Genomic DNA, 13,968 nt, shown 5'->3' on the forward strand with positions numbered 1-13,968 from the left:
AACCGGCGTCCTGAACCAAGGGACGGCGCGCCGGGGGCATCGAGCCCCCGTCACCCCGGCTGGCGCGGAAGGTGGCCCGGCCTGATGCGGGATGGCGGGCGGCGGAACCTCCGGCGGGGATATTTGGGCCAAGATAAAGGGCGGGTGCTGTGCGGCACCCGCCCTTTGCGTCTATTGCAGGCAGGATGCTTATTGGAGGTAGGACATGGGATCGACGGAGTCGAAGCCTTTGCGCACCTCGAAATGCAGGAAGGACGGGCTTCCGGCGCGGACTTTGGCGATTTGCTGGCCACGCTTGACCGAGGCGCCCTTGGCCACTGCCACCGCGTCGATGCCGCCATAGACCGTCAGCAGGTTGTTGGCATGGCGGATCACGAGGATCGGCACGCCATCGGTGTTCTTGGTGATGGCGGCCACGGTCCCGTCAGCAGCCGAGACCACGCCCGTGCCCGCGCTGGCACCGATGTCGATGCCTTCGTTCTTGCCCTTAGCATAGGGGCGGATGACCTGACCGCTGACCGGCATCGCCAGCTTCGAAGCCGAGGCGCTGCTGCGGTTCGCGCCGAGATCGGCGGCGGGTTTCTGCGCCGGGGCGGGGGCCGCACTGCCGTCAGGCTTCTTGGTGGCGACGGGCGGCTCGTCCTTGGCGGGCAGCGGCTTGGCGGCCGAGGGCGGCACTGGCGTCGGTGAACCGGCACCGGGCTGGGTAACAGGCTCTGGCGCGCGGGTGGCCGGGGCCGGGGTGGCGGCGACCGGGATCAGCAGATACTGCCCCTCGCGCACCGTCATGTTGGCATCCAGCCCGTTCCAGTCGGCCAGCGCCTTGGCAGAGACGTTGTAGGCCCGCGCGATGATGAAGGCGGTTTCGCCACGCTTCACCTGATGGCGGGCGGGTTCTACGCCGGGCGTTGCAGCAGCGGAATCGGCACCTTTCTGCCAGCCCTGCGGCGCGGCGGCAGGTTTCGGCGCGGCGCGGTCGATGGCGGCGCTGGCCAGAGGGGCCACGTCGATGAAGCCTGACTTGATCGGAGCACCGACAATCGCGCCGGTGGCCGGTGCGACCGGCGCAGCACCTTCCGCGACGCGGCGCGGCAGGGCAAGGATTTCGCCCTCGCGCACGGGGTCGTTCGGGTTGACAGCATTGTAGCGCGCCAGTTCGCCGGGGTCGATGCCGACGCGGGCGGCGACGCTGGCCACGGTATCGTTGCGCCGGGCAACGGCTACCTGATAACCGGGATATGAGATTATACCGCGCGCGTCAGGGCTGGGCCTTGCAGCGGTGGCGGCGCGGGCGGCATCGGCGGTCGAGACACCACCGGGCCGGAAATCCCAGTCGAAGGGTTTGCCGCCGCCATTGCCGCAGGCCGCGACGAGCAGAAGGCTGCCGCCAAGGCCGAGGGCGCGGAGCGGGGGCAAGGTAAGAAAGGTCGATCGCATAGCTCTGCCTCGTTCCTGCCCGGTTGATCCGGGTCGCGTTGCGTTACGCTTCATATAGTGCGCGCCAGACTATTCGGACGCAAGCCCTTCGACCAGAGGAACGAAACGAACCGGCCGCAACTCTTCGTAATCGAAACCGTTTGGCAGGCGTGTGACCTTGATCAGGCTCTGCACCGCATCGGATTGACCGACCGGCAGCACCATAACGCCGCCGGGTTTCAGCTGTGCGAGCAGCGGTCCGGGCGGGTCTTCGGCAGCGGCCGTGACAAGGATGCGGTCGAACGGGGCCTGTTCGGGCCAGCCAAAGCTGCCATCCCGCGCAACGGCGGTGATGTTGGTCAGGCTGAGCTGGCGAAACAGTTCCGAGGATTCACGCACAAGGCGGCGGTGGCGGTCGATTGTATAGACCCGGCGCGCCAGCTGGCTGAGGATCGCGGCCTGATAGCCGGAGCCGGTGCCGATTTCCAGTACCACATCGCGCGGCTGGACCCCCAGCGCCTGGGTCATCAGCCCGACGACCGAGGGTTGCGAAATGGTCTGCCCGCAGGAGATGGGCAGCGGCATGTCCTCATAGGCGCGGTCGGCGAACAGACCTTTGACGAAAAGGCCACGGTCTATCCGCTCCATCGCGGTCAGAACGCGGGCATCGGTGACGCCACGCGAGCGCAGGGCAAAGAGAAAGCGCATCTTGCGTTCGGCCGGGTCGTCCTCGTGATCCGGCGTCCCTGTGGTCATGCGAGACCTGCCGCCAGATCGGCCAGAACATCATGGGCGGTCAGATCGGCCCGCATCGGTGTGACCGAGATATAACCGTCCAGATTGACGGCGGCATCGGTGCCCGGCGCGGTGGGGCGATGTTGGGGGCCGCCCTTGATCCAAAGGAATTTCTTGCCGGAGGGCGAGATATGCGGATCAGCGGAAAAGCTGGTATCGCGGCGGAACCCCTGAGCGGCGGCGCGGATGCCTTTCACGGCGGCGCCCCCGACGGGCGGGAAATTCACGTTGTAGAACAGGCGGTAATCGGCCTCGGGCTGCCAGAGCCCGGTGTCGAGGATACGGCGCACCACTGCCGCACCGTGCTGGCGTGCAGCCTGAAACGGATCATCCAGTTCGGCGGTCTGCGGCCCCATGAACTGCGACAGTGCAATGGCGGGGATGCCTTGCAGCGCCGCCTCCATCGCGCCGCCGATGGTGCCGGAATAAAGCGTGTTCTCGGCGGCATTGTTGCCCCGGTTCACGCCCGACAGCACCAGATCGGGGGCAGCCCCCTGCAACACATCATAAAGCGCGGCCAGAACGCAATCGGCAGGGCTGCCCTCGGTGGCGTAACGGCGCGGGCCAAGCTTGGCGATCAGCATGGGATGGGTATAGCTGATGCAATGGCCGACGCCGGATTGTTCGAAGGCGGGTGCCACGGTCCAGACTTCGCCCTCAGGCCCCGCGATTTCGGCGGCGATGGCGGCAAGCACCTCAAGTCCGGGGGCGTTGATACCGTCGTCGTTCGTAATCAGGATGCGCATTCGGAAAGCCTTTCGTTGGCATCCTGATTAGACGAGCCCGCCGCATGCGGCAAGCGCCGGGACGGGATTTCGCAGCGGGTGCCGCATGCGGGCCACGCCCGCCGCTCAGGCCAGTGCGAGACCGCCTTCCTCTTGCAGGAAGCGCACGACATCGGCGACGCCGCGACCATGGCGCAGCTCGGCCATCACATAGGGCCGGGGGCCACGGGCGCGGGCGGTGTCTTCCTCCAGCAGAATGCGATCCACCCCGACATGCGGCGCTAGGTCGGTCTTGTTCACCACCAGCAGGTCCGAGCGCGTGACCCCCGGCCCGCGTTTGCGCGGAATGTCCTGCCCGGCGGCGGTGTCGATGACATAGATCGTCAGATCCGCCAGTTCAGGGCTGAAGGTCGCGGCCAGATTGTCGCCACCGGATTCGATGAGGATCAGATCGAGGTCGGGGAAATTGCGGCGCAGATCCGCCACGGCGGCGAGGTTGATCGACGCATCCTCGCGGATCGCGGTATGGGGGCAGCCGCCGGTTTCGACGCCCCGGATGCGATCCGCTGGCAACGCCTGCGCGCGCATCAGGTATTCGGCATCCTCGCGCGTGTAGATGTCATTGGTGATGACGGCCATGGAGCAGCGGCCGGCCAGCGCGGCGCAAAGCTTTTCCGTCAGCGTTGTCTTGCCTGCGCCCACCGGACCGCCGATCCCCACCCGCAGCGGGCCGTTCATGCTGGTCATGTTCTGAAAATCCTGATGTCCATGGTTTCGTGCCGCATTGCCGCCAGATCGGCGCCGGGGGTGAAGCCGGAAATGTCGTCCAGCGGGGTGCTGGCCAGTTCGGCGGCGAGCGTGGTGAGGCCGGGGCCGAGTTCGTGCAGCAGGCGTTGCCCCGCGCCTTGCCCCAAGGGGACGAAGCGCACGGCGGCCGACACAAGCTGCGCGGCAAGGCCATGCAGCCAGAGCGTCAGAACCTCCTGCGTTGTCACGCGAAGGGGGCGGGTCGCCAGCCCCACTGCCACCGCATAGGGCAGGCCCTCGGGCAAGACGATGCCGGTCATCGCCCGATGGGCGCGGGCGAAGGCGGCGCCCTGTTCCAGCATCTCGGTCTCGCGTTCCGAGGAGGGGGCGAAGGCCAGCGCCAGATCGGTCAGCATCTGCGGGTCATCGCCCGCGCGGGCCCGCGCCAGTAGGATACCGTCGGTCCGGCCGCTGCCATGGTGCAGCACGGCCCGCACCCAAGCGTGCAGCGCCCCGGCGCTGGTCAGCCCGCCCTCGGCAATCGCCCATTCCAGCCCCTGCGAATAGGCAAAAGCGCCGATCGGAAAGGCGGGCGACAGCCATTGCACCAGATACAGCCGGTCGGTCGCCTCAGCCATGGACATGGAACTTGCCGTCGCCATGGTGATGGCCGAAGTGGCCGTGATCGTGCCCCCCATGATCATGCCCCATCGTGCGGCCGTGGCCATAGGCCCCGCCTTCGGGACGGAACGGCGCGGTCGAGGGCGTCAGCTCCGCCCCCAGCCCGGTGAGCATCTTCTCCAGCACATGATCGCGGCGGATCGCCAGATGGGTGGCGCCGATCTGGCAGGGCGTATGGCGGTTGCCGATATGCCAGGCCAGACGCGGCAGATCGCCCCGCACCTCGATGATCTCCTCCGCTGCCGCGATGACGACGATCAGCCGCCCGTCGGAAAGCTGGAATGCATCACCCTGATCGAGGCTCGTGGTCTCGGCCAGATCGACGAGGAAGGCGCCGCCATCCTCCGCCACCAGCCGCTTGCGTCGCAGAAACCGTGCGTCATAGCTCAGCACGACGCGGCTGTCGGCCTTCAGCCACTGGCCGCTGCGAAGAATGCCCTGAGCCACGGGGATATTCATGGTCTTTCAACCTTTTGTTGTCTGAGTGAGGGGGAGGGGGCGCCGATGCCGGATCACGGATCAGAACAGGAAGTATCGCTGCGCAAGCGGAAGGCTTTCCGCTGGCTGGCAGGTCAGCAATTCACCATCCGCCCGCACCTCATAGGTTTCCGGGTTCACCTCAATCAGGGGCGTCGCCGCGTTCAGAACCAGATCGGATTTCGTCACCTTGCGCGTGCCCTCCACGCCGTGAAGCTGTTTCTGAAGGCCAAGCTGCGCACCGACCCCGTTGGCGATGGCCGCCTGCGACAGGAAGGTGGCACAGCTTTCATAGCGGGCGCGGCCAAGGGCGCCGAACATGGGCCGCGAATACATCGGCTGCACGGGGATCGAGCCGTTGGGATCGCCCATCTGCGCCAGAACGATCATGCCGCCCATCAGCACCATGTCGGGTTTGGCGCCAAAGAAGGCAGGCGACCACAGCACCAGATCGGCACGCTTGCCGACCTCGACGCTGCCGATATGCCGCGACAACCCATGCGCCAGCGCCGGGTTGATGGTGTATTTCGCAATGTACCGGCGCACGCGGAAATTGTCGTTCGCGCCGGTTTCCTCGGCCAGCCGCCCCCGTTGCAGCTTCATCTTGTGCGCGGTCTGCCAGGTGCGGGTGATGACCTCGCCCACCCGTCCCATGGCCTGACTGTCCGACGACAGGATGGAAAACGCCCCCATGTCATGCAGAATGTCCTCGGCGGCGATGGTCTCCTTGCGGATGCGGCTTTCGGCGAAGGCCACATCCTCGGGGATCGAACGGTCGAGGTGGTGGCAGACCATCAGCATGTCCAGATGCTCTTCTACCGTGTTGACGGTGTAGGGCATCGTCGGGTTCGTCGACGAGGGCAGCACATTCTGGCTGCTGACCACCTTCATGATGTCGGGCGCATGGCCGCCGCCCGCGCCCTCGGTGTGGAACGCGTGGATGGTGCGGCCCTTGATGGCGGCCAGCGTGTTTTCCACAAACCCGCTTTCGTTCAGCGTGTCGGTGTGGATCATCACCTGCACGTCCATGTCATCGGCCACCGAGAGGCAGCAGTCGATTGCGGCGGGGGTGGTGCCCCAGTCCTCATGCAGCTTCATGGCGCAGGCTCCGGCCTCCACCATCTCGACCAGCGCTGCGGGAAGCGAGGCATTGCCCTTGGCCGCGATCCCGAAATTCATCGGGATGGCATCCAGCGCCTGCAACATCCGCCCGATATGCCAGGGGCCAGGGGTGCAGGTGGTGGCCAGCGTGCCATGCGAGGGGCCGGTCCCGCCGCCCAGCATGGTGGTCACGCCGGAATGCAGCGCGTCCTCGGCCTGTTGCGGGCAGATGAAGTGGATATGCGCATCCATCCCGCCAGCGGTGACGATGCGGCCTTCGCCCGCGATGATGTCGGTCGCCGGACCGATGGGGATGGTGACGCCGGGTTGCGTGTCGGGGTTGCCCGCCTTGCCGATGGCCGCGATCAACCCGCCCCGCAGGCCGATGTCGGCCTTGTAAATGCCGGTATGATCGACGATCAGCGCATTGGTAATCACCGTGTCCGGTGTGCCCTCTGCCCGTGTCAGCTGGCTTTGTCCCATACCGTCACGGATGACCTTGCCGCCGCCGAACTTCACCTCCTCGCCATAGATCGTCAGATCACGCTCGACCTCGATCACCAGGTCGGTGTCGCCAAGACGCAGCCGGTCGCCCGTCGTCGGGCCGTACATCGCCGCATAGGCGGGGCGCGAGATTTTCACGGCCATTCACAGATCTCCCATGACCTTCTGGTTGAAGCCGTACACCCGGCGCGTACCGCCAAAGGGCACCAGCCGAACCTCGCGGCTTTGCCCCGGTTCAAATCGCACTGCAGTGCCCGCCGCGATGTCCAGCCGCATGCCGCGTGCTGCCGCCCGGTCGAAGCTGAGGCCGGGGTTGGTTTCCGCGAAATGGTAATGGCTGCCGACCTGCACGGGCCGGTCGCCGGTATTAGCGACCATCAGGGTCAGGCTTTCGGCGCCCTCGTTCAGGATGATGCTGCCGTCGGCTGGAAAAATCTCTCCGGGGATCATGGGCTTACCCCGCGATGGCAAGCGCGAGGCCTGCCACGGCCGTCACGCCGCCGAGGCCGCGCACCACCGTTGCCCGGGACAGCCGGATCAACCCGAGGCCCAGCCCGACCCCGGCCAGATGGAGCGCGATGGTCGCCAGCGCGAAGCCCGCCGCATAAAGCGCCAGTCCAGCTGCGGGGCCTTCCGCGCCATGGGCATGGCCGTGGAACAGGCCGAACAATGCCACCGCCGCCATTGCATGCGCGAGGGCTGGGCGCAGTGCCAGTGCTGCGGCGGCACCCAGCGCAACGATGGAGGCAAGGATCATCGGCTCCACCCCTGGCAGCGGCAGGCCAGCCGCCCCGGCGAGGCCGCCGACAAGCATGGCCGTGACGAAGGCCAGTGGCAGCATCAGCATGGCCCGCCCGCCCATCAGTGCCGCCCAAAGGCCGACGGCAACCATCGCCAGAACGTGATCGGCCCCTCCGAGTGGATGCCCGATCCCGGCGGCGAAGACGTCACCGCCGATATGGCCGGGATGCGCCAGCGCCATGCCGGGCAGGAACAGCGGGAACAGGCTTGCGGACAGAAGAATGCGGTTCATGGGCGGCCTCTCAGAGTAGCGGATCAGCGGATCGGGTGATGGACGGTGACGAGCTTCGTGCCGTCGGGGAAGGTGGCCTCGACCTGCACGGAATGGATCATTTCGGGCACGCCCATCATGCATTGCTCTGCGGTGATGACATGGGCGCCCGCCTCCATCAGATCGGCGACGCTGCGCCCGTCACGGGCGCCCTCGACCACGAAATCGGTGATCAGGGCGATGGCTTCGGGATGGTTGAGCTTCACGCCGCGCGCCAGCCGGTTGCGCGCGACCATGGCGGCAAGGCTGACCAGCAGCTTTTCGCGTTCGCGCGGGGTCAGGTTCATGCGATATCTCCATTCATCTGCCAGACCCGCGGCAGCGGGCCGGGGCGAAGTGCGCGGATTGCCCTTGCGAGCTGTCGTTTCAGTGGCCAGCCGTCGCGCGCCCTGAGACGCGCGATGCAACGGCCGTTCCAGCCGGAAGCGGCGGCCTCGACACCCGGTTCGCACAATTCGGCGCGCAGGCGGGGCAGGGCAGCCTCTGCCCCCGGCGCAATCAGCGCCAGCACGGCGAAGGCGCGCGCATCGCCCAGCAAGGCGGGCGTAGCGGCTTCGGCCAGAACCCGGCTGTCGATCCGCGTTGTTTCGGCCCAGACCGGACGACCATCGCGGAGAATGCGGCGGCGATCTGTCAGTTGCGCATGAAGCGGAGCCTCGCCCATGGCGTGCCGCCCTAGAATGACCGACTCCGCCAGAAGAAGTCGGGCGCTTCCCGTCAGATGCACTGTAGTTTCTCGTTGCAACATGCTGTGTTCGAACAGGATTGTCTCTTGCGGCAGCCAGGCCAGTTCAGCATCGCTGTCCAGTCGGGCGCAGATCCGGACTGTGGCTGCTGTGCCACCGCTGGCATAGGCACGCTCGGCCGTTTGCGTGGTGGCGCAGAGCGATACCCCGGCGCCCAGATTCAGATCGAAGCCAAGGCGGTCACCGCCCGTCAGTCCGCCGGATGTATTCAGAAAAACAGCCTCGGGGACCGGGCCAGCAACATGGGGCAGCATGATCTTGGCCGAGCCACGCTGCCGCAAGAGCCCGAGTCGCGGATGCCCGTCCCGGCATGCGAAGGACAGCGCAGCCTCGCCTTGGCTCCGCTGCATGCGGATTTTCTGAAAACCCCCATCGGCCATCCTGCCCGGTACCCTCCCCATACCCCTGTCGGCTACTGGTTGACTGTGCAGCCCGACGTCTCATCGTTTGCCCGCGAGCAGGCGAGGGCAACGGGGCGGGGGCATGGAGGTGAATGGCTTCGCGGCAAGGGGCGACAATTGCCCGCTGTCCGGGCGAAGTGATCATTTATTAAGCAGTATTAAGCTGCCCAGTCCGCCATTGCGCAGCCCGGGCCGAATTGCTAAATGCCGGTGCAAGGCCCCTATAGCTCAGCTGGTAGAGCAGCAGTTTTGTAAACTGACGGTCGGCGGTTCGAGTCCGTCTGGGGGCACCATTTCCTTGCATCCATACCGGACTGTCGGGCCTGTGCCGTTACGCGGTCAGCTCGCGTACCCGTCGGGACAGCCATTCCAGATCAGGGTCGGCGATGCCGAGATCGGCGAGGTGGCTTGCGGTGTTCCACAGGTATTCGCGGTTGGGGCCGCGGCCGCCATGGGCATGAGCGATGATGCGGGCCTGCTCTTCCAGCGCCAGCCCGCCGCAGTACTGCACATGGTCGGGGTCGATCACATAGGCGAGGCAGTCGAAACGGTCGGCTCCGCTTTCAACCGGCACATGGGTTTCCAGATAGGCCGAGGAAATCAGCTCGCGTTCGCGCAGCGCGGCCAGCGTCTCGGCTTCCGCGCCCGCCGCCACGCGGAAGGCGACACCGGTGCAGGCGGCGCCCTCGGCCCGGTCAAGCGCGAGAACCAGCCCCGGCTCGTCTTCGGTACCGCGATGATGGATCGACCTCATGCAGAAGCTGCGATGCCAGCCCTCAGCGCGTGCAATGCGCTGCTCGGCCACCGGAAAACCCGGGTGCCAGATCAACGAACCGTAACCGAATACCCACATCTCTGGCTCTCCTTCCGCAGTCTGGTGTAGACGGAGGGACAGGCAAGGGAAAGGGGCGGCCATGCGGGTGTTGATCTGGATCGTTCTTGCGGCGGGGCTGCTGTATGGCGGCTACTGGTTCGTCGGCGCGCGTGCGGCAGAGCGCGGGGCCGAAGCGGCACTGGCGCAGATGCAGGCGCGGGGCTGGCAGGTGCAGCAAAAGGGCGTGTCGATTGCGGGCTTTCCCAGCCGGTTTGACCTGACCGTCACGGAACCGGACCTGTTCGACCCCGTGCGCGGCATCGGCTGGCAGGCACCGTTTGCGCAGGTCTATTCGCTCAGCTACAGCCCGTGGAAGCTGATTGCGGCGCTGCCCGAGGATCAGGTGCTCACTCTGCCCGGGCAGAAGGTCACCATCGGCTCAACGCGGATGCGGGCCTCCCTGTTCATGAAACCGTCCGGCGATCTGCCGCTGGACCGGCTGGATGCCGTGACCGAGGGCATCAGCCTGCGGTCGGATGCCGGTTGGGCGATGGCCCTGGGATCAGCTAACCTTTCTGTCATCGCGGGCGAGGGCGATCAGGTGCAACTGGCGCTGCGCGGGCTGGAAATCGTGCCGGATCAGGCGGTGACCTCGGCGTTAACCGGGACTGATCTGCCGGGGCAGATTGCGCGGGTGGATCTGCTGGCTGATGTGCAGCTTGCCGCGCCGATCCTGCTGCGCAATCCGGCGCCGCCCGTGGTGCGCAAGGTCAATCTGACCGAGGCCAATCTGGTCTGGGGGCCGGTCAGTGCCAAAGCCGCGGGCGAACTGGTCGCCGATCCGCAAGGGCAGGCCGAGGGGCTGATCACCGTGACGGTGGACAACTGGCAAACCGGGCTGGCGGCGGCGGAGGCGGCGGGACTGGTGCCCGAGCGGTTCCGGGTCGCGCTGCGGTCCATGCTGTCGAGCCTGGCCGATCAGGGAGGCGATGCCAACCGGCTGAGCCTGCCGCTGGCCATGCAATCGGGGCGGATGATGCTTGGCCCGCTGCCGCTGGGACCTGCGCCGATGCTAGGGCAAGGTCAGCCGGGCTGAGATGCGGGCGATCTGTCGCCCGTCGCGCTGCAGGCTGGCGATCCCGTCATAGTTCCCGGCGGGCCAGCCTGCCCCGCGCAATTTGCGGCCAATGGCGCGCATCGCGCGGGCCTGCGTGCGGTCAAGCGCCACATCCTGCGCCGCGATTTCGCCCTCGGGTCCGGTCAGCACCAGATGCAGCCTGTCGCCCGCCCGCGTGCCAAAAAGATTGGCCCAGAACACCAGAGCAGGGGCCTGCACATCGGGCGAGGTCACGGTGCCCGCGTTGATCATCGCGTAATCGGGTATCGCTGTGGCAAAGCCCGCCGCGACAAAGCCTCCGGGCTGATAGGCGATGTCGTCGCGCCAAAGATCGGCCTGCGTGGCGCCACAGGTGCTCAGATCCGACGTGGCGAATGGGTCGATGACGGCGCCGGCATGGCGCACCGACAGATGCAGATGCGGAAATTCGGTATAGCCCGACAGGCCGACCAGCCCGAGCATATGGCCTTCCGCCACGCGGTCACCACTGCGCACGCGGACGGAACCCTGACGCATGTGGCAATACTGCGTCTCCCAGCCGTCGCCATGGTCGATCACCAGCCCGTTGCCGCAGTCGCGTCCTTCGAGCGGAGGGGCCGCGGGATCATTTGCGCGGATATCCGGCATGCCATCGCGCACGCCCTTCACCATACCGGCGGCGGCGGCGCGCACGGTGACACCTGCCTGCATCGCGGCATCGTCGGGCAGGGCGAAATCGGTGCCCTTGTGCCCGTCATAGGCGAGGGAGCCGCAAGTAAAATCCCGTGCGCCGGGGCCAGGGTCACGATCAGTATATTGCTGGATGAAACAGGTTTCACCCAGGGTGCAGTCAATGGGCTGCACAAGTTCGAAAGCCCCCGCCGAAGCGGGGGCCAGCAGCAGCGCCACAAGCGCGGCCTTCATTCCGCCGTCAGCAGCGGGGGTTTCTGCCCGGTCAGCTGCGGCTTGCCAGGCTCTTCGATGATGAGGTCGATCCTGTCGTCCTTCACCTTCACCCGGACGACGCCGCCCTTCTGCAACCGGCCGAACAGCAACTCCTCCGCCAGCGGTTTCTTCAGGTGCTCCTGTATCACCCGGCCCAGCGGACGCGCGCCCATCTTGTCGTCATAGCCCTTGTCGCCCAGCCAGCGCGCGGCTTCATCCGAAAGCTCGATATGGACGTTGCGATCCATGAGCTGTGCTTCCAGTTGCAGCACGAATTTCTCGACCACCTGCATGATGGTCTCTTTCGTCAGCGGGGCGAAGGCGATCACGGCGTCCAGACGGTTGCGGAACTCCGGCGTGAAGGTCCGCTCGATTGCCGCTGTATCCTCACCCTGCCGCTTGTCGCGGCCAAAGCCGATGGCGGCGCGCTGCATGTCCGAGGCACCCGCGTTGGTCGTCATGATCAGGATGACATTGCGGAAATCGACCTGCCGCCCGTTGTGATCGGTCAGCTTGCCGTGGTCCATCACCTGCAGCAGGATGTTGTAGACATCCGGGTGGGCTTTCTCGATCTCGTCGAGCAGCAGCACGCAATGCGGATGCTGGTCCACACCATCGGTCAGCATGCCGCCCTGATCGAAGCCGACATAGCCGGGCGGGGCGCCGATCAGACGGGAAACCGCATGTTTCTCCATGTATTCTGACATGTCGAAGCGCAGCAGTTCCACCCCCAGCGTGCTGGCAAGCTGTTTGGCCACCTCGGTCTTGCCGACGCCGGTGGGGCCGGCGAACAGGTAGTTGCCGATGGGCTTTTCGGGTTCGCGCAGACCGGCGCGGGCCAGTTTGATCGAGGCAGACAGCGCCTCGATGGCCTTGTCCTGACCAAAGACCACGCGCTTGAGCGTCTTTTCCAGATCGCGCAGCACTTCTGCATCGTCCTTCGAGACGGTTTTCGGCGGGATGCGGGCAATCTTGGCCACCACGGCCTCGATTTCCCGGATGCCGATGGTCTTGCGCCGCTTGTTGGCAGCCACCAGATGCTGCGCCGCGCCCGCCTCGTCGATCACGTCGATGGCACTGTCGGGCAGCTTGCGGTCATTGATATAGCGCGCCGCCAGCTCCACCGCCGACTTGATCGCCTCGTTGGTATAGCGCAGGTCGTGGTGCTGTTCGAAATGCGGCTTCAGCCCTTGCAGGATCTTGATGGCATCAGGCACCGAAGGTTCGTTCACGTCGATCTTCTGGAACCGGCGGGACAGCGCGCGGTCCTTTTCAAAGTGCTGGCGGAACTCCTTGTAGGTGGTGCTTCCCATGCAGCGCAGCTTCCCGCCCTGAAGCGCGGGCTTCAGCAGGTTGGAGGCATCCATCGCGCCGCCCGAGGTAGCACCGGCGCCGATGACGGTGTGGATCTCGTCGATGAACAGGATCGCGTCGGGGTGATCCTCCATCTCTTTCACCACGGCTTTCAGCCGCTCCTCGAAATCGCCGCGATAGCGGGTGCCGGCCAGCAGCGCGCCCATGTCGAGGCTGTAGATCGTGGCATGGGCGAGGATTTCCGGCGTCTCGCCATCGACGATCTTCTTGGCCAGACCTTCGGCGATGGCGGTCTTGCCGACGCCCGGATCGCCCACCAGCAGCGGGTTGTTCTTGCGGCGGCGGCACAGCACCTGGATGCAGCGTTCCACCTCGCCCTCGCGGCCGATCAGCGGGTCCACATCCCCCATCCGCGCCTTCACGTTCAGATCAACGCAGTATTTGGACAGGGCGGATTCCTTCGCCTCGCCCGCCTCGCCCTTGGGCGTTTCGTGCTGATGCTCTTCCGATCCGCTGACCGGGCGGCTTTCGCCATAGCTCGGGTCTTTTGCCACGCCATGCGCGATGAAATTCACCGCGTCATAGCGGGTCATGTCCTGCTCTTGCAGGAAATAGGCGGCATTCGATTCCCGTTCGGCGAAGATGGCAACCAGAACATTGGCCCCCGTCACCTCGCTGCGGCCCGAACTTTGCACATGGATCGCCGCGCGCTGGATCACGCGCTGGAAGGCGGCGGTCGGCACCGCCTCGGACCCTTCGACCGAGGTCACGAGCGTCGAAAGGTCATCGTCGATGAAATCGGTCAGCGTCTTGCGCAGGTCGTCCAGATCGACGGAACAGGCTTTCATCACGCGGGCGGCCTCGGGCTCGTCGATCAGGGCGAGCAGCAGGTGTTCCAGCGTGGCCAGCTCGTGACGGCGCGCATTGGCGATCGCCAGGGCGGCATGAATGGCCTGTTCGAGTGTGGTCGAGAATGATGGCACTGTTCGGTGCTCCTGTCCTGCGGGCCGGAGGGTGCGACACCCGGTCCGACCGTGGCCTCATAAGATTAAAGTTCGGTTTTCTGCGCGAGGCTTCAAGTGCTATTTGACAAAAACGTCCGATTCCCCGGAGGTGGTTGCAAAATGTGATCGG

15 protein-coding genes and 1 tRNA gene are annotated in these 13,968 nt (G+C 66.0%); 2 read left to right on the forward strand and 14 right to left on the reverse strand.

Annotated features, from left to right (window positions below):
* Positions 1-189: 189 nt before the first annotated feature.
* From C8N34_RS06280 to C8N34_RS06330, 11 genes are all read right to left on the reverse strand, one after another.
* On the reverse strand, positions 190-1,437 hold the full coding sequence (locus C8N34_RS06280; protein WP_108128230.1) for a M23 family metallopeptidase: 1,248 nt from the start codon (positions 1,435-1,437) through the stop codon (positions 190-192).
* A 69-nt stretch (positions 1,438-1,506) separates the two neighbouring features.
* Positions 1,507-2,172, reverse strand: coding sequence for a protein-L-isoaspartate(D-aspartate) O-methyltransferase (locus C8N34_RS06285; protein ID WP_054301704.1), 666 nt, complete (start codon positions 2,170-2,172; stop codon positions 1,507-1,509).
* Positions 2,169-2,957 carry a 5'/3'-nucleotidase SurE gene (gene surE / locus C8N34_RS06290; RefSeq protein ID WP_054301705.1) on the reverse strand — a complete coding sequence of 263 codons (789 nt, stop codon included), beginning with the start codon at positions 2,955-2,957 and terminating at the stop codon, positions 2,169-2,171. Before surE ends, C8N34_RS06285 begins: the two co-directional genes overlap by 4 nt.
* Positions 2,958-3,062: 105 nt before the next feature.
* Complete coding sequence (gene ureG / locus C8N34_RS06295; protein WP_108128231.1) at positions 3,063-3,683, reverse strand: urease accessory protein UreG; 621 nt, start codon at positions 3,681-3,683, stop codon at positions 3,063-3,065.
* Positions 3,680-4,321 carry an urease accessory UreF family protein gene (locus C8N34_RS06300; protein WP_108128358.1) on the reverse strand — a complete coding sequence of 214 codons (642 nt, stop codon included), beginning with the start codon at positions 4,319-4,321 and terminating at the stop codon, positions 3,680-3,682. Before C8N34_RS06300 ends, ureG begins: the two co-directional genes overlap by 4 nt.
* On the reverse strand, positions 4,314-4,823 hold the full coding sequence (locus C8N34_RS06305) for an urease accessory protein UreE (RefSeq protein WP_108128232.1): 510 nt from the start codon (positions 4,821-4,823) through the stop codon (positions 4,314-4,316). Before C8N34_RS06305 ends, C8N34_RS06300 begins: the two co-directional genes overlap by 8 nt.
* Positions 4,824-4,883: 60 nt before the next feature.
* Positions 4,884-6,590, reverse strand: a complete 1,707-nt coding sequence (gene ureC, locus C8N34_RS06310; RefSeq protein WP_108128233.1) for an urease subunit alpha — start codon at positions 6,588-6,590, stop codon at positions 4,884-4,886.
* Entirely contained in the window at positions 6,591-6,896 is a 306-nt protein-coding gene (locus C8N34_RS06315; RefSeq protein ID WP_108128234.1) for an urease subunit beta, read from the reverse strand.
* Between the two features lie 4 nt (positions 6,897-6,900).
* Positions 6,901-7,479, reverse strand: a complete 579-nt coding sequence (locus C8N34_RS06320) for a HupE/UreJ family protein (RefSeq protein ID WP_108128235.1) — start codon at positions 7,477-7,479, stop codon at positions 6,901-6,903.
* 23 nt (positions 7,480-7,502) lie between these two features.
* Positions 7,503-7,805: an urease subunit gamma gene (locus tag C8N34_RS06325; protein ID WP_054301712.1), complete on the reverse strand. Its 303-nt coding sequence runs from the start codon at positions 7,803-7,805 to the stop codon at positions 7,503-7,505.
* On the reverse strand, positions 7,802-8,644 hold the full coding sequence (locus tag C8N34_RS06330) for an urease accessory protein UreD (RefSeq protein ID WP_108128236.1): 843 nt from the start codon (positions 8,642-8,644) through the stop codon (positions 7,802-7,804). Before C8N34_RS06330 ends, C8N34_RS06325 begins: the two co-directional genes overlap by 4 nt.
* 238 nt (positions 8,645-8,882) lie before the next feature.
* Between C8N34_RS06330 and C8N34_RS06335 the strand changes: the two genes are divergently transcribed.
* Positions 8,883-8,958 (forward strand) — tRNA-Thr (locus C8N34_RS06335).
* A 38-nt stretch (positions 8,959-8,996) separates the two neighbouring features.
* Here the strand turns inward: C8N34_RS06335 and C8N34_RS06340 are convergent.
* Positions 8,997-9,518 carry a gamma-glutamylcyclotransferase gene (locus C8N34_RS06340; protein WP_054301714.1) on the reverse strand — a complete coding sequence of 174 codons (522 nt, stop codon included), beginning with the start codon at positions 9,516-9,518 and terminating at the stop codon, positions 8,997-8,999.
* Between the two features lie 61 nt (positions 9,519-9,579).
* Here C8N34_RS06340 and C8N34_RS06345 point away from each other — a divergent pair, with 61 nt between their 5' ends.
* Complete coding sequence (locus C8N34_RS06345) at positions 9,580-10,575, forward strand: DUF2125 domain-containing protein (protein WP_054301715.1); 996 nt, start codon at positions 9,580-9,582, stop codon at positions 10,573-10,575.
* Here the strand turns inward: C8N34_RS06345 and C8N34_RS06350 are convergent.
* Positions 10,552-11,499 carry a M23 family metallopeptidase gene (locus C8N34_RS06350; RefSeq protein WP_108128237.1) on the reverse strand — a complete coding sequence of 316 codons (948 nt, stop codon included), beginning with the start codon at positions 11,497-11,499 and terminating at the stop codon, positions 10,552-10,554. The genes C8N34_RS06345 and C8N34_RS06350 overlap by 24 nt on opposite strands.
* A complete protein-coding gene (gene clpA / locus C8N34_RS06355; RefSeq protein WP_054301717.1) occupies positions 11,496-13,817 on the reverse strand; it encodes an ATP-dependent Clp protease ATP-binding subunit ClpA in 2,322 nt (773 codons plus the stop codon). The genes C8N34_RS06350 and clpA overlap by 4 nt, the downstream gene beginning before the upstream one ends.
* Positions 13,818-13,968 lie beyond the last annotated feature (151 nt).

Origin of the sequence: Gemmobacter caeni, assembly GCF_003054195.1 — a bacterium.
Lineage (GTDB): Bacteria > Pseudomonadota > Alphaproteobacteria > Rhodobacterales > Rhodobacteraceae > Gemmobacter > Gemmobacter caeni.

Coding starts and splice junctions, on each gene's coding strand:
- C8N34_RS06320 (WP_108128235.1), bottom strand. CDS start 7,479: ATGAACCGCATTCTTCTGTCCGCAAGCCTGTTCCCGCTGTTCCTGCCC.
- C8N34_RS06350 (WP_108128237.1), bottom strand. CDS start 11,499: ATGAAGGCCGCGCTTGTGGCGCTGCTGCTGGCCCCCGCTTCGGCGGGG.
- C8N34_RS06280 (WP_108128230.1), bottom strand. CDS start 1,437: ATGCGATCGACCTTTCTTACCTTGCCCCCGCTCCGCGCCCTCGGCCTT.
- C8N34_RS06300 (WP_108128358.1), bottom strand. CDS start 4,321: ATGGCTGAGGCGACCGACCGGCTGTATCTGGTGCAATGGCTGTCGCCC.
- C8N34_RS06340 (WP_054301714.1), bottom strand. CDS start 9,518: ATGTGGGTATTCGGTTACGGTTCGTTGATCTGGCACCCGGGTTTTCCG.
- C8N34_RS06305 (WP_108128232.1), bottom strand. CDS start 4,823: ATGAATATCCCCGTGGCTCAGGGCATTCTTCGCAGCGGCCAGTGGCTG.
- surE (WP_054301705.1), bottom strand. CDS start 2,957: ATGCGCATCCTGATTACGAACGACGACGGTATCAACGCCCCCGGACTT.
- ureC (WP_108128233.1), bottom strand. CDS start 6,590: ATGGCCGTGAAAATCTCGCGCCCCGCCTATGCGGCGATGTACGGCCCG.
- C8N34_RS06315 (WP_108128234.1), bottom strand. CDS start 6,896: ATGATCCCCGGAGAGATTTTTCCAGCCGACGGCAGCATCATCCTGAAC.
- C8N34_RS06285 (WP_054301704.1), bottom strand. CDS start 2,172: ATGACCACAGGGACGCCGGATCACGAGGACGACCCGGCCGAACGCAAG.
- C8N34_RS06325 (WP_054301712.1), bottom strand. CDS start 7,805: ATGAACCTGACCCCGCGCGAACGCGAAAAGCTGCTGGTCAGCCTTGCC.
- C8N34_RS06330 (WP_108128236.1), bottom strand. CDS start 8,644: ATGGCCGATGGGGGTTTTCAGAAAATCCGCATGCAGCGGAGCCAAGGC.
- ureG (WP_108128231.1), bottom strand. CDS start 3,683: ATGACCAGCATGAACGGCCCGCTGCGGGTGGGGATCGGCGGTCCGGTG.
- C8N34_RS06345 (WP_054301715.1), top strand. CDS start 9,580: ATGCGGGTGTTGATCTGGATCGTTCTTGCGGCGGGGCTGCTGTATGGC.